Below are 23,170 nucleotides of genomic sequence, written 5' to 3'. Positions count from 1 at the left end.
CTGCGGCCGCAGGGACGCCCCGGCCGACGACGCGACTACAATCCTTGCGGATAGGTTTCCGGCGCTTCGCCGGTATGCCACCCGCTGCTCGCATCGAGCGGCGTCACCGCGCTGGTGCGGTCGATGTGGATCACCGCGTCGAACTGGCGCGCCAGCTGGGCCATGAAATAATGGCTGTGGCGCTCGCTGCGCGGCAGGTAGAGCACGCCGATGGCCCGCTCCAGCCGTTCTTCCATCAGCACGTCGCGGGCGGGGCCGGGTTCGCGCAGCGGCAGGAAGAAACGCGCCATGCCGACGCTGTGCAGCAGGTGTTCGTAGCTGCCGGGCATGCCCGGCCGGACGTGCTTGTGGCGGGCCGGACCGTCCCACTCCGATGCGGCCGTCACCCGGCCGTCGTAGGTGGAGAAGCCGATCAGGCAGGCATCCGGGCCATAGGCCTTGCGCGCCAGTTCGCCGACATTCCACTCGCCCTGGCGGCCGATCTCGGTGGCGCGCGCGTCGCCGATGTGCGAGTTGTGTTCCCAGACCACGATCTTGGCCGGCTTGCCCGCGCGCGACAGGTGGCGCGCCAGGGCATCGAGGGTCTCGGCCATGTGGCTGTCGCGCAGGTTCCAGGACGAGATGCGGCCGCGGAACATGGTGCGGTAGTATTCCTCGGCGTTCTTCACCAGCCGCGCGTTCTGCTGGGCATAGAAGAAGGCGTCCTCGGCGTCGGCGCCGTCGGCCTGCATGTAATCGAACGCGCGTTGCTGCAAGCCTTGCAGCGCCGCGTTCACGCCCTGCTGGCATGATTCGGACAGGCCGACGCTGGCGGCATAGCCGTATTGCTGGCTGTCCTGGTCGTAATGGTCGAAGCAGGCATAGCGGCGCCGGGTTTTCTCGGCGGCGACAGGGTCGACCTGTTCCAGGTAGCGCAACACTTCCTGGATCGAGGTGAACAGGCTGTACAGGTCGAGCCCGTAGAAACCCGCTCGCTTCGACCCGGCAGCGGCGTTACGTTTGCGCAGCCACTCGACGAACTGCAGCACCGAGGTGTTGCGCCACATCCAGGCTGGAAAGCGCGCGAAGCCGGACAGCGCAGCCTGGCCATCGGGGTCGCTGCCTTCCCCGCGCACGTAACGGTTGACGCGCCAGGCGTCGGGCCAGTCGGCTTCGACCGCGACCGCCGTGAAGCCCTTCTCGTCGATCAGGCGCTGGGTGATGCGCGCACGTTCGTCGTAGAACTCGGCGCTGCCGTGGGTGGCCTCGCCCAGCAGTACGAAACGCGCGTCCCCGACGAGCTCCAGCAGCGGGTCGTAGTCGGACACGCCGCCGGTCAGCGGCCGGGCCGCGGCACGCAGCGCGCCGATGTCGTGGGCGGTGACGGTCGCCATGGCGCCATCGTCGGATCAGTGCAGGTAGCGGCTGCCGGACTGCTCGGGCTGCGGAAGATGCGGCGCCTGGCTGCCTTCATCGGCATGCTTCGAATGCAGCATGGGATCGCCGATGTTGTCCGTGACCCGGTAGGTCTTGGCGCGCGTGCTTTGCAGCAGCAGGGCCAGGCCGGCCAGGCCGACCAGCAGGCCGCCGGGCGAACGCCGCATCAGGCTGAGCAGGCCGAGCATGCCGCCGCCCACCAGGGCCGGATGGGGCGCGTCCGCACCCGCACGGTCGTTGCGGGAACCGCCAGCGAGGCCGCGCAGCCATCCGGACAGGCCGCCGCCTTCGCGACTGGCCGCGTAGTAGCGATCGGACTCGTAGCTGTTGTAGCGTGCCGGCGAGCCGCCGCTGCGGGTGTCGTCGCTGTCGCGCTTCGTGGCGTATTCGCTGGCGTATTCCTCGCCGTGCGCTTTGGCGTGGGCCTTGGCGCGGCCGGCGCCGTGCTCGAGGCGCCGGGTGGCTTCCTGCACGCCGTGACGTGCGCGGTCGAGCATCGGTGCGGTTTGCGTCTGCAGGCGGTCGGCGCCGCGCGACAGTGCGTTGGTGGCGCTGTCCTTCAGGTCGACCAGGCGGTCGCCGGCGCTGTGCAGGGCGTTGTCGACCGTGGCCCCGGTGCGTGCGCCGGCCGTGCGCAGGGCGGATGCCGCGCGCGAACGGCGCGCGGAGCCGCGTTCGGGATCGAGCAGATACATCAGCAGCGCACCGGCCGCTGCCGCGCTCAGCCACTTGCCCACGCTGCCCACATCGGTTGCCGTCTCGGTTGGAATTGGTTTCATGTCCGCTCCTTTCTGTTGTTCTGATTGCCCCGCTGCGCGCCATCCGGCATGGTCGCCCATGCCTGCGCCAGCAGGTCCTGCACTTCTTCGTCTTCGGTCTGTCCGAACTTGCGGTAGTACTGTCCGACCGCATGAAAGCGCTCCGGCGCCAGCGGGCAGACGACTTCGTCGGCTTCCCTCTCGAGCCGCCCGATCGTGTCGGGCGCGCCCACCGGCGCCGCCACGACCAGCCGCGCCACGCGGTGTTGACGCGCGACCCGGATCGCCGCCAGCATGCTGGCGCCGGTCGCGATGCCGTCGTCGACCAGGATCACGCAGCGTCCTTCGAGCTGCGGCGGTGCCCGTCCGCCCCGGTAGCGGCGCTCGCGCCGTTCGAGCTCGGCCAGCTCGCGCGCCGTGATGCTGTCGAGCTGTTCCTGCGTGACACCCATCAGTCCGGGCACGCCCGGCTGCAGCACGCGCACGCCGCCGCTGCCGATCGCCCCCATCGCATATTCCTCGTTGTAGGGCATGCCCAGCTTGCGCACCAGCAGCACATCGAGTTCGGCCCCGAGTGCGCGCGCCACCTCGAAGGCCACCGGCACGCCGCCGCGCGGCAGGCCGAGCACGACGAGCCCGGGCTGGCCCGCGTAGTGGCGCAAGCAGTGCGCCAGTTGCCGGCCGGCGTGGGTGCGGTCCTTGTAGCCTTCGGTATCCTGCATGGTGCGTCGAAGAATAGCGAACGTAAAAACGTACAACCTGGAACGTGAGGCGGCCGCGCCGCGCCGCGGCAGGGCGCCGGCCCGATGGTCGGGCGGCGTGCTTCAGTGCCCTGCTTTTTTAGGCAGACTCAACTGCAGAACGCCGTCTTCGGGCCGTGCCTGTGCCGCACCGTCGTCGACCTCGGTGGGCAGGGCGAAGCTGCGCATGAACCTCGTGCGGTACGTTCAGCATACACCACGGTTTCCCGGTCGCGGCGTTCGTTTGTCGGGCGGCATTCCGCCTCGATGGTGGTGTCGACGCACCGGGAGCGGTGGCGCGTCCGCTGCCGCTCATCCGAGCAGGCGGCGATGGAAACGCAGGTGGTCTTCGACGAAGCTGGAGATGAAGTAGTAGCCGTGGTCGTAGCCTTCGTGGCGGCGCAAGCTCAGCGGTTGGCCGGCGCGGGCGCAGGCTGCCTCGAAGGCGTCCGGGTACAGTTGCTCGGCCAGGAATTTGTCGGCCAGGCCCTGGTCGATCAGGATTCCGCCCGGGAAGGGCGCGCTGTCCATCTCGGCCATCAAGGCGCTTGCATCGTACTGGCGCCAGGCCGCCTCGTCAGGGCCGAGATAGCCGCTGAAGGCTTTCCGGCCCCAGGGGCAGCGCATCGGCGCGGCGATCGGTGCAAAGGCCGATACCGATCGGAACAGTTCCGGGTTGCGCAGCGCCATCATGAGGGCGCCATGGCCGCCCATCGAGTGGCCGAAGATGCCGACCCGGGCCGGGTCGGCCGGCAGCAGCGCCGGCACCAGTTCGCGCAGTTCAAGGATATGGCTGTACATGCGGTAGTGGCGCGACCATGGCGCTTCGAGGGCGTCGACATAGAAGCCGGCGCCGGCGCCGAAGTCCCAGCTCTCGGTTTCCCCGGGCACTCCGGCCCCGCGCGGACTGGTGTCGGGTGCGACCAGGATCAGCCCTTCCTGCGCCGCCACGCGCTGGGCGCCGGCCTTGGTCATGAAGGTCTCTTCGGTGCAGGTCAGGCCCGCGAGATAGAACAGCACAGGCAGGCGCTTGCCTTCGGCGCCGGGCGGCAGGTAGACCGAAAAACGCATCGGCAGGCCGATGGCCGCCGAGTCGAAACGATAGAAGCGCTGGAGGCCGCCGAAACAGGCGTGCTCGCTGAGGAGTTCTGGCATGGTGTGCTGGATGAGTGGACGATTGCGCAAGTATGCCTTGCGGCGTGCGCGCTTGCCAGACAGACGCATTCGCGCGCGCCGCGCCGGACCCGATGCCGGGCCCGGTGCTCAACCGCCGCCGATACCCTCGATCACCTTGCCGGTGCCGCCGCAGTTCGGGCAGGGCTTACCGTCGGACAGCTTGCCGGTGCCGGCGCAGGCATCGCACACGTCTTCGCCGGTGCCGGGGGTGCCGGCTTGTGCGTCGTCGCCGGGGTTCAGGTCTGGATCGGGGTGCATGCTCATGGCGTCCTCGCGTGGTTTGGTTGGGCCCATTGTAGGCGGCGGCCACGGGAGGCGGCGCAACGCTGGACCGGCGCCACGCCCCGAGCACGAAAACGAAAGCTGCAATTTGATTTGTATCTGACATTGACATTGTTTGCGCTTCACCCATACTTCGATGCAGCCTCACACACCCCGATCCGGAAAGGCCAGGCGCATGATGAATCCTCTTCGCACCGCCCTCAACAAGCCAGACGGCGCCGCCGGCGCCGATTCCCGGCGCGACCTGCGCCAGCGCGACATCGTCGACGACGGCATCGCACTGATGCGCACCGCAGGCACCCTGTCCGCGCTCGAGTACCTCAAGTCCCGCTCGGTCGAAGGGCGCATCATCGCCCGCGTGCTGCTCGACCCCGCGCGGCGGCGCGGACTGGCGGCGGCCTGATTCGCCAGAACGCCGGCAGGGACGCTTGCGGGTCAGGCAGGCCGGGCTTATGCACAAACGTTTCTCAAGAATAATTTTGTGCTTGCGCCTCGCATGCGCGCGACAGGAGCGCGTAAACCCTTGATTTACGGGCCTATCGCGATTGCCTTCCCAATAGGCAAATTGTTGAAAGCCGCACAGATGGCCGCATTCGGCGTGTCAAGCCCCCGCTTTTCCACATAGTTATTCACAGACTTTGTGGATATCCGGAAAACTTTTTAATTATTAGAGACTTAGCACTTCATCTGCAGGTAATCCATGAGCCGATCGTGAGAAGGCCGGGCGTCGCTTGCCGGCGCAGGCTGCTTGTCCGCCGGATTCCCCGCTTGCGCAAGATAACTGGATAAATGTACAGTGTGGCATTTCCCGATTTTGCCAGCCATGAACGCCGTCCCCGACCAGCCTGCCACCGACGATCCCTTTGCCGGCCTGAATGCCGAACAGCGCGCCGCGGTCGAGCACGACATGGGCGCCCCGACAGTGCGGCCGCTGCTGGTGGTGGCGGGAGCGGGATCGGGCAAGACCAATACGCTGGCGCACCGGGTGGCGCGCCTGATCCAGTCCGGCGCCGATCCGCAGCGCATCCTGCTGCTGACCTTTTCGCGGCGCGCGGCGGCGGAAATGGGCCGGCGCGCCGGCGGCGTGCTGCAGCGCCTGCTCGGGACGGGCGGGGTCGGCGGCGGCCATGCGGCGCCGGCCGCGCTGCCCTGGGCCGGCACCTTCCACGCCATCGGCGCGCGCCTGCTGCGCGAGTACGCCGGCCGCATCGGCCTGGACGACTCCTTCACCATCCACGACCGCGGCGATTCCGAAGACCTGATGGGCCTGGTGCGCCACGAGATCGGCCTCTCGCAGCTCGAAAAACGGTTTCCGCTGAAGGGCACCTGCCTGTCGATCTACTCGCGAGTGGTCAACACGCGCGCGCCGCTGCAGGAAGTGCTGCAGTCGACCTTCCCATGGTGCAGCGAATGGGAAGAACGACTGAAGACCCTGTTCGGCGCCTACGTCGACGCCAAGCAGGAGCAGAACGTGCTCGACTACGACGACCTGCTGCTGTTCTGGGCCGAGATGGCGGCCGATCCCGAGCTGGGACCGGAGCTGGGCGCGCTGTTCGACCATGTGCTGGTCGACGAGTACCAGGACACCAACCGGCTGCAGGCGTCGATCATCACCGGCATGAAGCCGGGTGGCGAGGGCGTGATGGTGGTCGGCGACGATGCCCAGTCGATCTATGCCTTCCGCGGCGCGACGGTGCGCAACATCCTCGACTTCCCGAAACAGTTCACGCAAGCGGCCGAAGTCATCGCCCTGGAGCGCAACTACCGTTCGACCCAGCCGATCCTGGATGCCTCCAACGCCGTCATCGCCGGTGCGCGCGAACGTTACGCCAAGACTCTATGGACCGACAAGCCGTCCAGCCTCAAGCCGCAGCTGGTCCTGATTCCCGACGAGGCCGAACAGGCGCGCTGGGCCTGCAATCGCATCCTCGAGCACCGCGAGGCCGGCATTGCCCTGAAATCGCAGGCGGTGCTGTTCCGCGCCGCCAGCCACAGTGCGGCGCTGGAGCTGGAGCTGATGAGGCGCAACATCCCCTTCGTGAAGTTCGGCGGCCTGAAGTTCCTGGAGGCGGCCCACATCAAGGACGTGCTGGCGGTGCTGCGCTTTGCCCAGAACCCGAACGGGCGCATGGCGGGTTTCCGCGTGGCCCAGCTGATCCCGGGCATCGGCCCCGCCACCGCCACCCGCCTGCTGGATGCGGTGGGCGAGGCCGGCGATCCGGCGGCCGCGGTCGAGGCCTTCGCGGCGCCGCCCAGGAGCAGCGCGGACTGGGACGGGTTCAGTGCGCTGTACCGCCGCCTGCGCACCCCCGGGCTGCGCTGGCCGGCCGATATCGAACTGGTCAAGCAGTGGTACCTGCCGCACCTGGAGCGCATGTACGACGACGCCGGGGTGCGCGCCGCCGACGTCGAGCAACTGGCGCTGCTTGCCGGCGGCCATGCGACGCGCGAGAGCTTCCTGGCCGAGATCACGCTCGACCCGCCGGAGGCGACCAGCGACCGCGCCGGCGCGCCGCTGCTCGACGAAGACTACGTGATCCTGTCGACCATTCATTCGAGCAAGGGCCAGGAATGGAAGTCGGTGACGGTGCTGAACGTGGTCGACGGCTGCATCCCGTCAGACATGAGCACCGGGAACAACGACGATATCGAAGAGGAGCGGCGCCTGCTCTACGTGGCGATGACGCGCGCCCGCGAGCACCTGCAACTGGTGGTGCCGAACCGCTTCTTCATCAAGCAGCAGGCCGCGACCGGCGATCGCCACGTGTACGCCTCGCGTAGCCGCTTCATCACGCCGGCCATGCTCAGGCATTTCGAAGAGACGACCTGGCTCAGCGCGGACACGCCGCAGCTGCGCAAGCCGGTGCCGGAGAGCGTGCGCATGCTGGTGCGCGAGCGCGCCCGGAACGCGTGGAAATGACGGGAGATCGGACCATGTTGGCGACTTATCCCCCGCACCGGCTTTTTGTAGGAATTTGCCCCACACCCCCACACAATAGGAAAGTGATGCTTCGCTAAGTCCTTGATTTGTAGAGATTTTCAATTTGCCTGCGGAACGGGCAATGTGTTGAAACCCGCATCATTACTGGACTTTTGGCTTGTCAAGTAGTGCTTTTCCACATCTTTATCCACAGTTATTGTGGATATTGAGGAATATCCAATGAAATCAATCGCTTAGCTGTTGAGATTGATGCGTGTCAATGTTTAACGCTGGGGCCAGCAGGGGCAGCGCCATGAGTGCGGCCATGTCCAGAACAATTTCAACCACGCAAGCCTGCGTGCGGGAGGGGACGCGGTGTCAAGCGCCATGTCCCGCCTCTGCCTTGAGCCGTTCGAGTTCGGCCAGGAAGCGTTGCGCGGCCAGCCCGGGCGGCCAGGGCTCCCACGGCGCGCAGCCGAAGCAGGTGACCAGGGGATCCTGGTCCAGCACCGGGGCGCGGATCTTCAGCGTGCGCCGCACTTCCTCGCGCGTCCAGCCGGTCACGTGCACCGCCTCGCTCGCCGCCGCCAGCCGGTCGGCCTGCTTGTGCAGCCGGTGTTCCTTCTCGGTCCATGCCGGCAGGCCGTAGCGCACGAAGACCATCTGCTCCAGTCGCCGGGTCAGCGCGCGAAAACCCTCGCCCAGGAAGGGCTTGATCACCGAGATGGCGTCGAAGCCGAGCAGGCCTTCCTCGGCGTCGTGCAGCAGTTCGCGCAGTTCCTGTACCGGCGTGGGCCTGGGCGCGAGCGCGCGCCGCAGCAGCATGACGGTGAGCGAATGCTGGGCGACCGACAGCGGGATTTAATATCCCCCACAAACCCCATAACAAATCGCGCGGCCTCCTATGGCGAACCTGGGTGCCAAAATTGTTATGTTTAATATTTCGTATAACATTTCACGTTGGCAGCACGCGCCGCACTGGCGTTGTTAAAACGCAACACCTACAAGGTCGTATTGCGCGCATATGCGTAGGTTGAAATCTTCCAGGGCACGTCAGCTTGATCTTCCTGGGCATTGTCACGCTTGAGCCAGCACTGAGCAAACTCCGTTATGAACTACAAGCCACTTGCCGAAACGTGGTCTAAATGTTGCAAGTATCGCAAGCGTGCCGAGTATTGGTGACGCTGAATCTATTTTTAGTGCTTTTGGCTCGACATTAGAATTAGCTAAGTTCGGGATGGCGCTCTACGGCCGCCGGTACACAGATGAATTCTTACCGTTCACTTGTTCAAAAGCTGCCGTGCCGGTATGAAAGACGTTGTCGAAAAGGACGCTGGTAATTACTGATTCTCTGTGTGGTTGTAGCCTGCCCCACGGGCGAATTTGTTGGCTATTTGCTATCCGGCGATCGACATCACGCATGACTATTGTTGAAATCATGTTGTAGACATGGGGGTGAGAATAAGTTCCTTCCTGAACTAATGCTGCAACCGTTCGCATTGTGCACCATAGAATATTCCATACCTGAGGCAGTGAAAGCCGATCTAGACAGTATCTAATTGCTCCGGCTACCTTCTCTGTGTATAGCATTTGCCTTTTAAATCTGTAGCGGTCACAAAGTTCACCGAAGTAGCGTTCACACTCCGCCTCTGCAATCAGGTACCAAAGGGCCGAAGCAGATGGAGGATCGAATTTTCCTATGATCAGTTCGAGAGCGTTCATTAAAGATGCCGGGGTCATTTTGCGTTCGTCAAGGGCCAGTATCCATGTTACGTCATTGGGTAGAAACGTGAGATAGCTGTTATCTCCGATATTAGGAAACGGACGATTACAGCTTGACGGAGATGGGATGATTATTTTTTCGCTGTGCAGGTGGAGATATATTTCAGTCGTAAGACTTGGTGTTGGTGCTAGCGTTCCGATTTGGGCACTGATGGGAGCTATCGTATTCTTGTTCCATTGCTCGCCAGCGGCCGAGAGGAGGCTGTATAGAAGAAATGCGTTAGTGTAATTTAGCTGATCATAATCAATGACAGTACGAACGTTTTGAGAAGGCGCTTCTGATACCTGATCGGGGGGCAACTCCGGCGGCTTGTTTTGCCCTGCTGCTCGCCTATTAATGCAGTTGTCGCAGCGATAATGCCTATTTCTTTTTGCTACTCGCTTCACTGATTCAAAATCCGTGCGACTGGTGACATGTATAGGGTTTGTGCATTCTTCGCAACGTAAATAAAGCATATAAGCAGAGCTGTTTTCTTTTATGAGGGAATGCAGAGCTGCTCGGCTCTTTCGGGTCTGCATTGTTAACTGGGCGAAGCTTGAACACCATTTTCCGTGCTCGTTCAAAGACCAGTAAGCTAGGCATAATTCGTTGATGAAGTCATCATTGGTAAAAAAACAAAGAAGTGGCGATCGGACAATGGTCATAAGTGTCTAATTTTCGGACTGGAAAAAATTTCCTCCGTGAAACTTTGATGAGTCAAGATGTAAATTCTGAGTATACTCCGAAGACTAAGTGATGCCGGAAGGACATGCTTTCTCCCTTTGTTGGGAGATCTCTGTTGGATCCTGGGCTAGCATTTGGAAAAGTACTGCGAGTAGTTCGTACAGAAGCGGGCCTAACGCAAGAACAGCTGGCCCTTGCAGCTGGAGTTGATCGCTCTTTTGTTAGCATGGTTGAGCGAGGTGTGAACCAGCCAACTATTCGGATGATTTTTAGGTTCGCAGCTGCACTCGGGGTAGCCCCAAGCCGTTTGGTTGAGCTAACTGAGGCCAAAGTCCTTTTGTCTTAGTCGAAACCAACTCGTTGACCTCAATGCTGCAGAAGCCAGCCATTGCGCAGCGGTATCGTGGACGCCGATTTCAGAACAGCCCAATCCGCTGAGCTTGTTCGTTATCAGGTAGGTAAGTTTCCCTGCGATTTAGGATGCGAGGAACCTCGACCTTTCCCAAAGGCCCATCCGTGCCAAAGATCACCTTGCTCCAACGCTCAAACCTTTCCGAAGACCAGTGGCATTCCATGCTCATCTCGCTTCTCCGGGGAGCTGCCGCGCTACAGGTCGCGGCCGCGCACCTGCGCGCTCAGGTCTACCCCGGCTTCAGCACCGTCCAGGACCCTTCGCTAGCCTTCCAGGCGCTTGCCTTCGCCAGCGGGTTCGCTTATCTGGCGGTGATCGTGTTCTTCGTTCTCAGCGGCTGGCTGGTCGGGGGCAGCCTGCTCAACCGCCTCAACACCGATAACGCCATGTCAAATTACGCAATAGACCGGGTTACCCGGTTATGAATCGTGCTGATACCGACCTTTGGCGTCATGTTGCTGTTCGGCCTGGCCACAAGCGTACTCGACCCATCAAAGCTGTCGTTCGCACCCGACAATGCGTACTCGGTCACTGCATTGATCGGAAACCTGCTGGGACTGCAGAATGTTCTGGTGCCTGAGTTCGGAGGTAATTTTCCGCTGTGGAGCCTGTCCAACGAGACCGGGTACTACGTACTGTTCCCGCTGCTGGTGATGCTGTTCCGTACGCGTTCCATATTGCACCGCTTCCTGATCCTGGTGGCGGTCGCCGCTATCGTGCATTTGCTGAACAGCGCGATCCTGCTGTACTTCTCAATCTGGCTGCTGGGCGCAGCGTTCTCGCGCGTGCGGATCGAATGCGGCTCGTTCCTGCGCTGGGCCTACTTCCTTGGAGTCATCGGCGCGGCGGTCGTCATTCGCCTGAAAGGGAAGAGCGATATCAGTGTGGACAGCTTTGTCCAGTACCTGTTATTCAGCATGGTCTTCGTGCTGTTTCTGTCGAGCATGCAAGTCACGTGGGCACGTACGCGAGCTAACGAGTGGGTCAACCGCGTCGGGCGATTCTTTTCGGAGTTCTCGTTTACGCTGTATGTCCTGCACATTCCACTGATGGCAGCGATGCTGCACCTTGCATCGCCCGTCTTTGGCAACGCCAAGCTCGATCCTAACCGGCCGCTGCATTTGTTGGTGTATCTGCTCCTGTATGTTGGGCTCGTCGTCGGCGCCTTCTTGTTTCACCTGCCGTTTGAAGCCAGGACCTATCAGGTCCGGGAATGGATGAAGACGACGTTACGATTCCGGAGCCGCCCGGTCCGGGTTTGATTTCCGGCGCCGCCGCATAGCCAGGGCAGGGAACTGCAGGGACAAGTGGCGGCGTTGACAACAACGGACGCCACTTGTAGCATCGCGCCTATTCATGAAGCGCCTCTCCCGTCCATCGCGGTTCGTCGCCGCGGCGATCACCCTGTTCAGCATCCTGTTCATGCAGCTTGCTGTGGCGGCCTATGCCTGCCCGGCGCTGAGCGTGGAGCACAAAAGCGCGGTTACCGGTACATTCGCGCTCATGTCGGCCTACGCGCCGCCAGACGAGATGCCGCCCTGCCACGAGATGGACCCGGTGCAGCCCAGCCTTTGCGACGCCTACCACCAGGCGGACAGCCAATCGCTCGACAAGCCAGGTGTGCCGCCGCTGCAACCGTTCCTGGCCGTCGGTTTCGGCTTGCCGCTGCTGCCGCTGGACGTCGCTTACCGACCAGACTCCACCTCCGCAAATCCTCCTTTCCTGACGCGAACGACGTCACCGCCCCTGTCGATCCGCCACTGCTGTTTCCGTATCTGATCCTCCTGCTTGCCAAATCTGTTGTCGCTGTGCTGCGCGCACTGCGATGTTGTGCATTGCATCTCTGGAGGTTTCATGTTTATCCCATACACCGCGTCCGTGCTGGCGCGACATCGCGCCTGTCGATGGGGCGCACGGCTCGTCCTTGCCTCATTGATCTCCACATTGTGCGGCGGTGCCGGCGCGGCCGACAGTCCGCTGACACTGCAGGAAGCGCAGCTTCGCGCTGTAGAACGCTCCCGCCTTCTTGCCGCCAAGGACTACGCCGTCCTTGCATCGCGAGAACAGGCGGCCGCTGCCGAGCGATTGCCCGACCCGGTCCTGAAGGTCGGCGTCGACAATGTACCGGTCGAAGGACCGGACCGCTTCAGCACGACGCGCGATTTCATGACCCAGCGCCGCATCGGCCTCATGCAAGACCTGACGCGCGCCGACAAGCGGCGCTTGCGCGCAGAGCGCTTTGAGCGCGAAGCCGACAAGACATCGGCGGAAAAGACTGCGGCCGCCGCCGCGATCGAACGCGACACGGCGGTGGCCTGGCTGGAACGCTATTACGCTGAGGCGATGGCAGGGCTGGTCGCCGAACAGGAACAGCAGGCGGGCCAGGAGGTCGCGGCGGCCGAGGCTGCATACCGTGGCGGACGCGGCGCACAAGCCGACATTTTCACCGCCCGCGGCGAAGCGGTGGCCCTGGCTGATCGCGCCCGCGAGCTGGGACGGCGCGTCGCCAACGCCAAACTGGCGCTCGCGCGCTGGATCGGCGAGGCCGCGCAGCTCCCCCTTGAAGGCAAGCCGGTGCTTGACGCCGTTCCGCTCGATCCGGGGACGCTGGAGACCCAGCTCGGCCATCATCCGGAAATCGCCGTCCTGCGCAAGCAGGAAGACATTGCGGCAACCGAGGCGGCGCTGGCACGGGCCGACAAAAAGCCAGACTGGAGCGTCGAAGTCGCATTCCAGCAGCGCGGACACGCGTACTCGAACATGCTGTCTGTCGGTTTGTCCGTTCCCTTGCAGTGGAATCAAAGTAACCGGCAGGACAGGGAAGTATCGGCACGGCTGGCACAGCTCGAGCAGGCGAAGGCCGAAAGCGAGGATGCGCTGCGCGCGCACGTAGCCGAGGTGGGGGCCATGCTCAATGAGTGGCAGAGCAACCGGGAGCGTCAGGCGCGACTGGAGCAGGACCTGCTTCCGCTGGCACGGTCACGGACCACATCAGCTGTCGCGCAATACCGCGGAGGCAAGATGTCGCTCGCCGACGTCCTCGCGGCGCGGCGCAGTGAACTCGATGCGCGTTTGCAGGTGCTGGAGCTGGAGGCGGACACCGGCCGTCTCTGGGCACAGCTCCGGTTCCTGGTCCCTGCGGGCAGACAACACAATGCTAACCCGGGTACCGACGGGAGGCAGCAATGAACAGGAAAACCATGTCCATTGCCCTACTGGCGGTGCTCGTCGTCGGGGCAGGGGGGTATGGCGTCTATCGCCTTGGGATGAACAAGGGAATGGAAGCCGCGGCCGGCGCAGCCCCGGCGGCGCAGGAAGGTGCGGGCGCGGGCGCGCTCGATCCGGCGACCGGAAGGAAGGTGCTGTACTGGCATGACCCGATGGTGCCGGGGCAGAAATTCGACAAGCCAGGCAAGTCTCCTTTCATGGACATGCAGCTCGTTCCCGTATACGCCGATGCGCCCGCGGACGAGGGCAAGGTCTCGATCAGCCCAGTGGTGCAACAGAATCTCGGGATCCGCACCGCCGAAGTCACGCGGGGCAAGCTGGCGATTAGCGTCGAAGCGGTCGGCACCGTTGCCTGGAACGAGCGCGACGTCGCGCTGGTGCAGGCGCGCAGCGCCGGCTTCGTCGAGCGGCTGTTCGTGCGTGCGCCGCTCGACCCAGTAAAAAAGGTTCATCGCGCTTTGCCGGGGAACGCATCCTTGATTTTCAGGAAGAAATAAGATGCATCCCGAAATCCGTAGGCCATGCGCTTGATGACCTTGATGCGGTTGTTGACGCCTTCCAGGATCGATGAGCTCATCGGATAGATGGCCGAAGCCAGGATGCCGCGCCGGTATTTGGCCAAACGTTTGGCGAATTGGATTACCGGAGCGATTTGGCTTTGAAGGGCGAGTTTGAGCCAGGTTTTCCATCGACGAGCACCTTCCCGGACCGATGGGGCATACCAGATTTCCTTCAACTCGGTCTTGAGCAGGTAGACCGTCGCCAAAGGCTGGTTGGCAGCCAGCAGCTCCTCCAGTTTGACGGCCTGTTCGGCTTTCAGGTTGTCGCGGTTGCGCAGTAACAGCCAGCGGCTACGCTTGATGACCTTGCGGGCCTTTGATTCGGCACGCAAGGCATTGGCTTGGTCGACGCGAACCCGGTCTACCACTTCGCGGCCGAAGCGGGCCACCACGTGAAACAGGTCGTAGACGACTTCCGCGTTCGGGCATTGCTGGCGAACTTCGAGGTCCATCGCCGTGTTCATGTCCATGGCTACGGCTTCGATTCGCTGACAGCCTTGCTCTCCCAGCAGCTCGAAGAATGGTCGGATCGCTTCCCGGCTATTACCCTCTCCAACCCACAGCACCCGCATTCGCTCGGCATCCAAGGCCACAGTGGCATAGCGGTGGCCTTTGTGCAGCGCGAATTCGTCCATGACCAAGCGCTGAACGCCTTCTGCCGAGAAGTCACCATGCAGGTGTTTCAGCCGCCGATGATCGATGTCCTTGATGGTGTGCCAGTGCAGGCCGGTCAGTCGGGCCACATGGGCTATCGGGAGCAGCTGCGCCAACGCCTCGACCCAAAGGCGCACGCGGTGCGTAATGCGAGCTCCCCGGTCAAGCCAAACAATGTGCTCGGCCACCCGTGCATTGCAGTGATGACAGTCCAGCCGCCGAACCGGCACATCGAGCCAGACGCGCTTGTCCAGAACGTCACGATCGCGCACCTTACGCCTTCGGCGTTCATGCACCAGGGCACAAGGCTGGAGGCACGCTCCGCACACGGCATCACTTGCCGGGCAGGTGTCGAGAACGATTAACAGCGACCCGTCTTCTTGTTCCTGGACGGTGTCGACAATATGGCCTTCCCAAAATGAGACAGACGACATAGCATTGAGCATGGCGGTGGTTTGACAGACTGATTTGTTTGGCGACTATCAATCTACCAACATCAGACCTCCGCCACCACCTCCCGCTCAGCCAGTCAATACCGTCTTCCCCCATTTCCCGCGAAGAACCGTAAAAAAGGGCGAGCCGCTGGCGGCGGTGTATGTGCCGGACTGGGTCGCGGCGCAGGAGGAATTCCTGGCGGTGAAGCGCATGCCCGGGAACGGCCTTGATGGCCTGTTGGATGGCGCCCGGCAGCGCATGCGCCTTGCAGGAATGACCGACGCCCAGATCCGGGCTGTCGACGTCGGCGGGAAGGTGCAGCCGCGCGTGACGATCAGCGCCCCGGTCGGCGGCGTCGTGTCCGAGCTGTCGGTACGGGAGGGAACGACGGTCGCCGTCGGCGCACCGATGTTTCGGATCAATGGACTGGGCACCGTCTGGGTCAACGCGGAAGTGCCGGAAGCGGCCGCGGCGCAGGTGCGCCCCGGCACCCTCGTAGAGGCGCGCACCCCATCCTCGCCCGGCACGGTGCTGAAAGGCCGGGTGAGCGCGATCCTGCCGGAAGTGGATCCGGCAACCCGGACCCTGCGCGCGCGAATCGAGCTGGAGAACCCGGGGCAGCGGCTCGTGCCGGGCATGTTCGCGACGGTGCGCTTCACGCCGGCCGCGGGCATGGACACGCTGCTGGTACCGACCGAAGCAGTCATTGAGACGGGACAGCGCAGCGTCGTGATGGTGGCCCTCGGGGAGGGCAAGTTCACGCCGGTGGAGGTCGAGCCTGGCAGCGAGGACGATGGCAAGACCGAGATCCGCCGTGGGCTCGAGGCAGGACAAAAAGTGGTGGTCTCAGGCCAGTTCCTGATCGATTCGGAAGCAAGCCTGCGGGGCACCGCGACACGCCTGGCCGAGCCGCCGACAACTGCGCAAGCCCCGCAGGCCGCGCAACCCCGACCGGCAGATACCGGTACGGGTGCAATACGCCATCGCGGCGAAGGTAAGGTCGAGAGCGTCGACAAGGACGAAATCGTGCTCTCGCACGGGCCGATTCCAAGCCTGCAATGGCCACCGATGACAATGGGCTTCAAGGCGCCTGCCAGCGGATGGCCGGGCAAGTTCGCTGTCGGAGACTCGGTGACGTTCGAGTTCCGGCAAAGCGGTGAAGGCGAGTACGAGATCATCAACATCACCCGGACGCCCGGGGCGAAGAAAGGCCGGAAATGATCGCCCGACTGATCCGCTGGTCGATTGCCAACCGTTTCCTGGTGCTTCTGGCTACGGCAGGCATGACCGCATGGGGCATCTGGTCCCTTCAGCGCACGCCGCTCGACGCGCTTCCTGACCTGTCCGACGTGCAGGTCATCATCCGCACGACCTGGCCCGGCCAGGCGCCGCAGATCGTCGAGAACCAGGTCACCTATCCACTGACGACCACCATGCTGTCGGTTCCCGGGGCGAAGACCGTGCGCGGTTATTCGTTCTTCGGCGACTCCTTCGTCTACATCCTGTTCGAGGACGGGACCGATCCGTACTGGGCACGTTCGCGCGTGCTGGAATACCTGAACCAGGTCCAGTCCCGGCTTCCGACGCAAGCGAAGCCCGCACTCGGACCGGACGCGAGCGGCGTCGGATGGGTCTATGAATATGCGCTGGTCGACCGCAGCGGCAAGATGGACCTCTCGCAGCTTCGTGCCCTCCAGGACTGGTTCCTCAAGTACGAATTGAAGACCGTACCCAACGTGTCAGAGGTCGCAAGCCTGGGTGGCATGGTGCGGCAGTATCAGATCGTGCTCGATCCTGCCAAGCTGCGGGCCTACAACATCACGCATAACATGGTCATCGAGGCGGTGCAGAAAGCCAATCAGGAAGCCGGCGGTTCGGTGCTCGAGCTGGGCGAAGCCGAATACATGGTACGTTCGAGCGGTTATCTCCAATCGCTCGACGACTTCCGCAAGATTCCCCTGACGACCTCCGAAGCTGGTATTCCTGTGCGGCTCGGTGACGTCGCGCGAATCCAGCTGGGTCCGGAAATGCGACGCGGCATCTCCGAGCTCAACGGCGAAGGCGAGGTTGCAGGCGGCATCATCGTCATGCGCTCAGGGAAAAATGCACTGGAAACCATCGATGCGGTGAAAGCCAAACTGGCGGCCCTCAAGCCAGGTCTGCCGCCTGGAGTGGAGATCGTTCCCACTTACGACCGATCGCACCTGATCAGGGGGGCGGTAGACAATCTGCGCGACAAGCTGGTCGAGGAATTTGTCGTCGTTGCGATTGTGTGCGCAATCTTCCTCTTTCATCTGCGCTCGGCGCTGGTCGCGATCGTCACACTGCCGATCGGTATTCTGGTCGCCTTCATCGTCATGCACTACCAGGGGGTGAACGCGAACATCATGTCGCTGGGCGGTATCGCGATCGCGGTCGGGGCGATGGTGGACGCCGCCGTGGTCATGATCGAGAACGCGCACAAGCATATCGAAGCATGGAATCATGCCCATCCGGGAGCGAAGCTGGAAGGAGAGGCTCGCTGGCGGGTGATCGGAGACGCCGCAGCGGAAGTCGGTCCAGCGCTGTTCTTCTCGCTGCTGATCATCGTGCTGTCGTTTATTCCGGTGTTCACACTGGAGGCGCAGGAAGGACGCCTGTTTTCGCCGCTTGCGTTCACGAAGACCTACTCCATGGCAGCGGCTGCAGGGCTGGCCGTGACCTTGATTCCGGTATTGATGGGTTACCTGATCCGCGGGCGTATTCCCGAGGAGCACAAAAATCCGCTGAATCGCTTCCTGATCGCCGTCTACCGGCCCCTGCTCGATGGCGTACTGCGCTTTCCCAAGGCGACGCTGGTCGCTGCCGCCGTGATTGTGGCCATCACTATCTGGCCGATGACCCGACTTGGCGGAGAATTCATGCCGCCTCTCGACGAAGGCGACATTCTGTACATGCCCTCGGCGCTACCAGGGCTATCGGCGGGCAAGGTGTCGCAACTGCTCCAGCAGACCGACCGCCTGATCAAAACGGTACCGGAAGTGCAAAGCGTCTTCGGAAAGGCGGGACGGGCCGAGACGGCAACAGATCCTGCGCCACTGGAGATGTTCGAGACCACGATCCAGTTCAAGCCCAGGGATCAATGGCGGCCGGGAATGACCACGGATAAGCTGGTCGAGGAACTCGACCGCGTGGTCAAGGTGCCCGGACTCTCCAACATCTGGGTGCCACCCATCCGAAATCGCATCGACATGCTGGCCACCGGCATCAAGAGCCCGGTCGGCGTCAAGGTAGCCGGTACCAGCCTGCAGGAGATCGATCGCGTTGCTGGAGAAATCGAACGGATCGTCAAGACGGTGCCCGGCGTGTCTTCGGCACTCGCTGAACGTCTCAACGGCGGACGTTATGTCGACGTCGACATCAACCGCGACGAGGCAGCCCGGTACGGCCTAAATATCGCCGACGTGCAGAGCGTCGTGTCGGCAGCAATTGGGGGCGACAACATCGGGGAGACTGTCGAAGGCCTGCAGCGTTTCCCGATCAACGTTCGTTATCCGCGCGAGATCCGCGATTCACTCGAAAACCTGCGGCAATTGCCCGTCCTGACGCCACGCGGGGCACAGATTCGCCTGGGTGATGTGGCGGCAATTCGCATCAATGACGGCCCACCCATGCTCAGGAGTGAAAACGCACGCCTGTCCGGCTGGGTATACGTCGACATCCGGGGACGCGACATGAATTCGGTGGTACGCGACATGCAGCAGGCAGTCGCAAAGGAGCTCAAGCTGCAGCCGGGTTACTCGATCTCCTGGTCAGGTCAGTTTGAATACCTGGAACGCGCCAGTGCGAAGCTCAAGATTGTGGTGCCGGCGACGCTCCTGGTGATCTTCATTCTCCTCTACCTGACATTCAAGCGCTTCGACGAGGCGATCCTGATCATGGCCACCTTGCCGTTCGCACTTGCCGGCGGTATCTGGCTTCTCTGGATGCTCGGACACCACCTGTCGGTCGCCAGCGCGGTCGGCTTCATTGCACTTGCCGGCGTAGCGGCCGAGTTCGGGGTGATCATGCTGCTCTACCTGAAGCATGCCTGGGAAGCCCGCCTGGCTGCCGGGAAGTCATCTGAAGCTAATCTGTTGGATGCCATTCAGGAGGGAGCGGTTCAACGCGTGAGGCCAAAGGCCATGACTGTCGCGGTAATCATCGCGGGTCTGGTGCCCATCATGATCGCCCATGGCACCGGTTCTGAAATCATGCAGCGGATTGCGGCGCCAATGGTCGGCGGGATGCTGTCCGCGCCCTTGCTGTCGATGTTTGTGGTTCCGGTTGTTTATATGCTGATGCGCCGTCGGGAGCTGCGACAAGAGGATATCCCGAAACCTTCACGCAACGAGGTCAGTTATGAAAGCACATGAACGATGTCGTCCGGTCACGGACGAAAAACTCTGCTTTACCCACCTTGAGGAGAATCTCATGAAACGTTTTGCCCCACTGTCCCTTATCGCTGCATTGACCATTTCTGGCGCTGCCTTCGGCCAGGCAGGTGATATGAAGGGTATGGACATGAAACAAGGCTGCATGGACATGAAGGATATGAAGGGCATGGATATGTCGGCATGTAAGGACATGATGAAGGAGAAAACGTCCGATAGCAAAGCGCAAGGTACGCCCAAAAAAGGGGCAGTGCATAAAACGTCAGGCGTAGTGAAGGCGCTGGATCAGGCCAACGGCAAAGTGACGCTTGCACATGACCAGGTCAAGACGCTCAACTGGCCGCCAATGACGATGAGCTTCGGCGTCAAGGACAAGTCATTGCTCCAAAAGCTGGCAGTCGGCAAGAAGGTTGACGTGGAGTTCACCCAGCAAGGGTCGAACTACATCATCTCATCTGTCAAATAACGCGCGTACGACCGTTCATGCTCGTACCAAGTCATCGAGCGCAGTGACAAGCTGGGGCAGCCGCGGTCGCGGCTCTGGCATGTCATCGCGTCCGGACATGACAATCTGCCGCGCTGCGCGCAGCACCGTACAGAGCCGGGTGTCTGCATCAAGTTCGTTTCAACTTTCTAGTGTGTGCGCTTGTCGCTGCAAGCATGCTACATTGACCATATGTGCAGCAGGCTACGATCATTTTTCTTGTGCCTACTAATCGTTTCCTTACCAGTGCAGGGCATTGCGGGAGTAGCGAGGTTCGCGTGCGGCATGTCTCACCATGCTTCAGTCGTCTCCAGTACCGAGCCGGGTGCGCCATTGGCGGTTGCCGCCGCAGACGCCGGCAGTCAGGCGGTCACTCACGAACATGTCGCCGCGGCGGCGCAGGGCGCTTCTTCACCTGATGGAGACTGCGCGTCTACAAGCACGGATGCGCATGAGCGGTCCAGTTGTGGTACCTGCGCGGGCTGCAGCATTGGCGCATGCGCGCCGCCCCCCGTGGCCCTTGTGACCGCAGTGGAAGAACCGGCCAACGGACTTCAGCAACTCTCCCCATCCTCTTTTACCGGGCATATCCCCGCCCGCATCGAACGCCCACCTCGTCTTCTCACGCCAACCGCGGCGTGACGACTCTTCGCGGCTAGTGCCGGCGAACGTTTCCTGAACCTGCTGCTCAGCCCTTGCTGCGCGCCTGTGCGTCCTTGACCCATAGGGCGGCGCGCGGCCCTGCGGCTTTGTTCCACCAGCAGCGCGCGGTGCCTGCCGAGTCGGCTGCGAGCCTGGCCTGCGCACGCGCCGGGAGCGTAGGCATTGGTCTGGCACCCGCTGCACAGCCTGTCTTCGCCAGAACTTTCAATTCGTATCGGAGGACCATATGAAGTATGTAGATGTATCTGAAGCGGGCGTCAGCAGTTGGCGCCGCCGCTTCCTGCAGGGCCTTGGTGCTGTGGCTGGGCTTGCAGGCTTGAGTCCGGGTGCACTGTTCGCTGCGCAGGAGGACCGCCGGGCCCTGCGCGGCAGCAATTTCGACCTGGAGATCGGGCCGGCAGCCGTCAACTTTACCGGCGCCGACCGCATTGCCACCGTGGTCAATGGCCAGCTTCCGGCCCCGACGCTCTACTGGAACGAGGGCGACACCGTGACCATCCGGGTCACCAACCGCTTGCCCACGGTCAGTTCGATCCACTGGCACGGCATCCTCCTCCCAGCCGAGATGGATGGTGTGCCGGGACTGAGTTTCGCCGGCATCGAGCCCGGCCAAACGTTCACGTACCGCTTTGACGTCAAGCAGAGCGGCACCTATTGGTACCACAGTCATTCCGCGTTCCAGGAGCAGACCGGCCTGTACGGTCCGATCGTCGTGATCCCGAAGGGAGGGGAGCGCGTAGCTGCAGACCGCGACTACGTGGTGATGCTTTCGGACTGGACCGACGAGAAGCCCGAGCGTGTGCTGGCGAACCTGAAGAAGATGAGCGACTTCTTCAACAACAAGCAGCCGACCTTCGGCGAATTCGTGCGTGACGTGCAAACGATGGGGTTTTCCGCAGCGGTCGACAAGCGCAAGATGTGGAACCAGATGCGCATGATGCCCAACGACTTCAGCGATGTGACGGCAAGCAGGAACATCAGCGGAGCGCTTCGGTACCTGATCAACGGCGCCACGGCGGAGATGAACTGGACTGGCCTGTTCCGCCCGGGCGAGAAGGTCCGCCTGCGTTTGATCAACGGCGCGGCGACAACCATCTTCGACCTACGTATCCCGGGCCTCAAGATGACGGTCGTCTCTGCCGATGGCCAGGATGTGGAGCCCGTCACCGTAGACGAGATACGCATCTCGGTCGCGGAAACCTACGATGTCATTGTCGAACCGAGCGAAGAAAAGGCGTACACGGTGTTCGCCCAGTCGATAGGACGTTCGGGATTCGTGCGCGCGACGCTTGCGCCACGAGCAGGCATGCAGGCGCCTGTTCCCGCCGTGGACGAAGCACAGTGGCTGACCATGACGGACATGATGGGCGCTATGGCCATGTCTGGCATGCATGGTGGTGATCATGGCGGACACGGGGATGGTGCACAGCCGGCGGGCGGCGGCGCACCATCCCCTGCGGGTGTGGCCGCCGCGTCAGCCCATCAGGGGCATACGCAGCAAGCCGCTGCTCCAGCCGACACTCATGCCGCGCACGCGCAGATGTCCTCGCCGGCCAAGCCTGCCCAGCCTCCCAAGGTGACCCATGCGCGCACCGAGTACGGACCAGGCGTCGACATGCACGTCGATATGCCGCGCACCAACCTCGATGATCCGGGCGTCAACCTGCGCGGAAATGGCCGCCGTGTCCTGACCTATGCAGACTTGCGGACGATAGGCGGGACGGTCGATCCACGGGAGCCGACACGCGAGATCGAGCTTCACCTTACCGGCAACATGGAGCGGTTCATGTGGTCGTTCGACGGCCAGAAATTCTCCGAGGCTCTGCCGATCCATTTCCGGTATGGCGAACGGCTGCGCATCGTCCTCGTCAACGACACGATGATGAATCATCCGATTCATCTGCATGGCATGTGGAGCGACCTGGAGTCCGAAAACGGCGAGTTCCAGGTCCGGAAGCACACGATCAACGTGCAGCCGGCCCAACGGATCGCTTACCGCGTCACGGCCGACGCACGTGGCCACTGGGCCTTCCACTGTCACCTGATGTACCACATGGAAGCCGGAATGTTCAGGGAGGTGGTCGTATCATGAGGACGCCTACGATGAAGTCAATGCCCGCCGTCCTTATCCTGGCTGGTCTACTGTCAGCGAATGCAATGGCGCAGACTACGCCGCCATCGGGACAACACCACCAGCCGTCCCGGCCTGTCACAGGACAGGACATGTCGACGATGGACCATTCGAAGATGGGGCACGCACCGCCGGCGCAATCGAGTGCAACGCCATCGCAGCAGGCGCCGACCGCCCCGGCGTCACCAAAAGCCGTAGAAGCTGGTCACTCCGGCCACGGGAGCCCGGCCCCGGCGCCGCAGTCGACAACCTCAGTCCAGAAAGTGGAGCCCCAAACACACGATACCGGGCATGCAGGCCACGGTACGCAGCCACAAAGTGCGCCGGCCGCCAAGCCCAGTGCCGCCCCCGTCCACATGCCTGGCATGGATCACTCGGCGATGGGGCACGGTGCCAGTGCTGGCCAGACTGGGCAACCGGCTCCAGCGGCGAATGCTGCGCCCATGGGTGGGC

Annotated in this window: 20 protein-coding genes and 2 pseudogenes; 12 read left to right on the top strand and 10 right to left on the bottom strand. The window is 62.6% G+C overall.

Annotation, left to right across the window (positions count from 1 at the left end; genetic code table 11):
• Positions 1-35: 35 nt before the first annotated feature.
• The 6 genes from IM543_15545 to IM543_15520 all read right to left on the bottom strand — a co-directional run bounded on the left by IM543_15545 (position 36) and on the right by IM543_15520 (position 4,348).
• Positions 36-1,373, bottom strand: coding sequence for an erythromycin esterase family protein (locus IM543_15545; GenBank protein ID QOY92996.1), 1,338 nt, complete (start codon positions 1,371-1,373; stop codon positions 36-38).
• A 15-nt stretch (positions 1,374-1,388) separates the two neighbouring features.
• Complete coding sequence (locus IM543_15540; GenBank protein QOY92995.1) at positions 1,389-2,195, bottom strand: hypothetical protein; 807 nt, start codon at positions 2,193-2,195, stop codon at positions 1,389-1,391.
• Complete coding sequence (locus tag IM543_15535) at positions 2,192-2,896, bottom strand: phosphoribosyltransferase (GenBank protein QOY92994.1); 705 nt, start codon at positions 2,894-2,896, stop codon at positions 2,192-2,194. The genes IM543_15540 and IM543_15535 overlap by 4 nt, the downstream gene beginning before the upstream one ends.
• A gap of 102 nt (positions 2,897-2,998) precedes the next feature.
• Entirely contained in the window at positions 2,999-3,103 is a 105-nt protein-coding gene (locus tag IM543_15530) for an Hsp20/alpha crystallin family protein (GenBank protein QOY92993.1), read from the bottom strand.
• Between the two features lie 123 nt (positions 3,104-3,226).
• Positions 3,227-4,069: an S-formylglutathione hydrolase gene (gene fghA, locus IM543_15525; GenBank protein ID QOY92992.1), complete on the bottom strand. Its 843-nt coding sequence runs from the start codon at positions 4,067-4,069 to the stop codon at positions 3,227-3,229.
• A gap of 108 nt (positions 4,070-4,177) precedes the next feature.
• The gene (locus IM543_15520; GenBank protein ID QOY92991.1) at positions 4,178-4,348 is read right to left on the bottom strand and encodes a hypothetical protein; all 171 of its coding nucleotides are present in this window, start codon (positions 4,346-4,348) and stop codon (positions 4,178-4,180) included.
• 202 nt (positions 4,349-4,550) lie between these two features.
• Between IM543_15520 and IM543_15515 the strand changes: the two genes are divergently transcribed.
• Together IM543_15515 and IM543_15510 are read left to right on the top strand one after the other, a co-directional pair.
• Complete coding sequence (locus IM543_15515) at positions 4,551-4,775, top strand: hypothetical protein (GenBank protein QOY96708.1); 225 nt, start codon at positions 4,551-4,553, stop codon at positions 4,773-4,775.
• A 420-nt stretch (positions 4,776-5,195) separates the two neighbouring features.
• On the top strand, positions 5,196-7,292 hold the full coding sequence (locus IM543_15510) for an ATP-dependent helicase (protein QOY92990.1): 2,097 nt from the start codon (positions 5,196-5,198) through the stop codon (positions 7,290-7,292).
• Between the two features lie 378 nt (positions 7,293-7,670).
• On the opposite strand, the pseudogene IM543_15505 reads toward IM543_15510, so the two are convergent.
• Together IM543_15505 and IM543_15500 are read right to left on the bottom strand one after the other, a co-directional pair.
• Positions 7,671-8,153, bottom strand: a pseudogene (locus IM543_15505) (phosphohydrolase).
• A 384-nt stretch (positions 8,154-8,537) separates the two neighbouring features.
• Positions 8,538-9,719, bottom strand: a complete 1,182-nt coding sequence (locus IM543_15500; protein QOY92989.1) for a hypothetical protein — start codon at positions 9,717-9,719, stop codon at positions 8,538-8,540.
• A 134-nt stretch (positions 9,720-9,853) separates the two neighbouring features.
• On the opposite strand from IM543_15500, the gene IM543_15495 reads away from it, so the two are divergent.
• From IM543_15495 to IM543_15470, 6 genes are all read left to right on the top strand, one after another.
• Entirely contained in the window at positions 9,854-10,084 is a 231-nt protein-coding gene (locus IM543_15495) for a helix-turn-helix transcriptional regulator (protein ID QOY96707.1), read from the top strand.
• Between the two features lie 170 nt (positions 10,085-10,254).
• Entirely contained in the window at positions 10,255-10,575 is a 321-nt protein-coding gene (locus tag IM543_15490; protein ID QOY92988.1) for a hypothetical protein, read from the top strand.
• Positions 10,576-10,578: 3 nt separating this feature from the next.
• Positions 10,579-11,412 (top strand): acyltransferase family protein, encoded by an 834-nt coding sequence (locus tag IM543_15485; protein ID QOY92987.1) that lies wholly within the window; start codon positions 10,579-10,581, stop codon positions 11,410-11,412.
• A gap of 94 nt (positions 11,413-11,506) precedes the next feature.
• Positions 11,507-11,929, top strand: a complete 423-nt coding sequence (locus tag IM543_15480; protein ID QOY92986.1) for a hypothetical protein — start codon at positions 11,507-11,509, stop codon at positions 11,927-11,929.
• Positions 11,930-12,004: 75 nt separating this feature from the next.
• Positions 12,005-13,339: a TolC family protein gene (locus tag IM543_15475; GenBank protein ID QOY92985.1), complete on the top strand. Its 1,335-nt coding sequence runs from the start codon at positions 12,005-12,007 to the stop codon at positions 13,337-13,339.
• Positions 13,336-13,875 (top strand): efflux RND transporter periplasmic adaptor subunit, encoded by a 540-nt coding sequence (locus IM543_15470; protein ID QOY92984.1) that lies wholly within the window; start codon positions 13,336-13,338, stop codon positions 13,873-13,875. Before IM543_15475 ends, IM543_15470 begins: the two co-directional genes overlap by 4 nt.
• On the opposite strand, the gene IM543_15465 is transcribed toward IM543_15470, so the two are convergent.
• Positions 13,827-15,038 carry an ISL3 family transposase gene (locus IM543_15465; GenBank protein QOY92983.1) on the bottom strand — a complete coding sequence of 404 codons (1,212 nt, stop codon included), beginning with the start codon at positions 15,036-15,038 and terminating at the stop codon, positions 13,827-13,829. The genes IM543_15470 and IM543_15465 overlap by 49 nt on opposite strands.
• Before the next feature lie 118 nt (positions 15,039-15,156).
• On the opposite strand from IM543_15465, the pseudogene IM543_15460 reads away from it, so the two are divergent.
• The 3 genes and pseudogenes from IM543_15460 to IM543_15450 all read left to right on the top strand — a co-directional run bounded on the left by IM543_15460 (position 15,157) and on the right by IM543_15450 (position 19,905).
• A pseudogene (locus tag IM543_15460) lies at positions 15,157-16,248 on the top strand (efflux RND transporter periplasmic adaptor subunit).
• Positions 16,245-19,421, top strand: a complete 3,177-nt coding sequence (locus IM543_15455; GenBank protein QOY92982.1) for an efflux RND transporter permease subunit — start codon at positions 16,245-16,247, stop codon at positions 19,419-19,421. The pseudogene IM543_15460 and the gene IM543_15455 overlap by 4 nt, the downstream one beginning before the upstream one ends.
• 58 nt (positions 19,422-19,479) lie before the next feature.
• Positions 19,480-19,905 carry a copper-binding protein gene (locus IM543_15450; protein ID QOY92981.1) on the top strand — a complete coding sequence of 142 codons (426 nt, stop codon included), beginning with the start codon at positions 19,480-19,482 and terminating at the stop codon, positions 19,903-19,905.
• 706 nt (positions 19,906-20,611) lie between these two features.
• Here the strand turns inward: IM543_15450 and IM543_15445 are convergent.
• The gene (locus IM543_15445) at positions 20,612-20,749 is read right to left on the bottom strand and encodes a hypothetical protein (GenBank protein QOY92980.1); all 138 of its coding nucleotides are present in this window, start codon (positions 20,747-20,749) and stop codon (positions 20,612-20,614) included.
• A 63-nt stretch (positions 20,750-20,812) separates the two neighbouring features.
• Here IM543_15445 and IM543_15440 point away from each other — a divergent pair, with 63 nt between their 5' ends.
• Entirely contained in the window at positions 20,813-22,678 is a 1,866-nt protein-coding gene (locus IM543_15440) for a copper resistance system multicopper oxidase (GenBank protein ID QOY92979.1), read from the top strand.
• Positions 22,679-23,170 lie beyond the last annotated feature (492 nt).

Origin of the sequence: Massilia sp. UMI-21, assembly GCA_015277795.1 — a bacterium.
Lineage (GTDB): Bacteria > Pseudomonadota > Gammaproteobacteria > Burkholderiales > Burkholderiaceae_D > Telluria.
Note: the sequence above shows the minus strand (reverse complement) of the source record. Positions and strands in the feature narration are given on the sequence as shown.

Bases quoted from the DNA above. Each gene is read 5' to 3' on its own strand.
- IM543_15545 (QOY92996.1), bottom strand. From the start codon at position 1,373: ATGGCGACCGTCACCGCCCACGACATCGGCGCGCTGCGTGCCGCGGCC.
- IM543_15540 (QOY92995.1), bottom strand. From the start codon at position 2,195: ATGAAACCAATTCCAACCGAGACGGCAACCGATGTGGGCAGCGTGGGC.
- IM543_15535 (QOY92994.1), bottom strand. From the start codon at position 2,896: ATGCAGGATACCGAAGGCTACAAGGACCGCACCCACGCCGGCCGGCAA.
- IM543_15530 (QOY92993.1), bottom strand. From the start codon at position 3,103: ATGCGCAGCTTCGCCCTGCCCACCGAGGTCGACGACGGTGCGGCACAG.
- fghA (QOY92992.1), bottom strand. From the start codon at position 4,069: ATGCCAGAACTCCTCAGCGAGCACGCCTGTTTCGGCGGCCTCCAGCGC.
- IM543_15520 (QOY92991.1), bottom strand. From the start codon at position 4,348: ATGCACCCCGATCCAGACCTGAACCCCGGCGACGACGCACAAGCCGGC.
- IM543_15515 (QOY96708.1), top strand. From the start codon at position 4,551: ATGAATCCTCTTCGCACCGCCCTCAACAAGCCAGACGGCGCCGCCGGC.
- IM543_15510 (QOY92990.1), top strand. From the start codon at position 5,196: ATGAACGCCGTCCCCGACCAGCCTGCCACCGACGATCCCTTTGCCGGC.
- IM543_15500 (QOY92989.1), bottom strand. From the start codon at position 9,719: ATGACCATTGTCCGATCGCCACTTCTTTGTTTTTTTACCAATGATGAC.
- IM543_15480 (QOY92986.1), top strand. From the start codon at position 11,507: ATGAAGCGCCTCTCCCGTCCATCGCGGTTCGTCGCCGCGGCGATCACC.
- IM543_15475 (QOY92985.1), top strand. From the start codon at position 12,005: ATGTTTATCCCATACACCGCGTCCGTGCTGGCGCGACATCGCGCCTGT.
- IM543_15470 (QOY92984.1), top strand. From the start codon at position 13,336: ATGAACAGGAAAACCATGTCCATTGCCCTACTGGCGGTGCTCGTCGTC.
- IM543_15465 (QOY92983.1), bottom strand. From the start codon at position 15,038: ATGCTCAATGCTATGTCGTCTGTCTCATTTTGGGAAGGCCATATTGTC.
- IM543_15455 (QOY92982.1), top strand. From the start codon at position 16,245: ATGATCGCCCGACTGATCCGCTGGTCGATTGCCAACCGTTTCCTGGTG.
- IM543_15450 (QOY92981.1), top strand. From the start codon at position 19,480: ATGAAACGTTTTGCCCCACTGTCCCTTATCGCTGCATTGACCATTTCT.
- IM543_15445 (QOY92980.1), bottom strand. From the start codon at position 20,749: ATGCCTACGCTCCCGGCGCGTGCGCAGGCCAGGCTCGCAGCCGACTCG.
- IM543_15440 (QOY92979.1), top strand. From the start codon at position 20,813: ATGAAGTATGTAGATGTATCTGAAGCGGGCGTCAGCAGTTGGCGCCGC.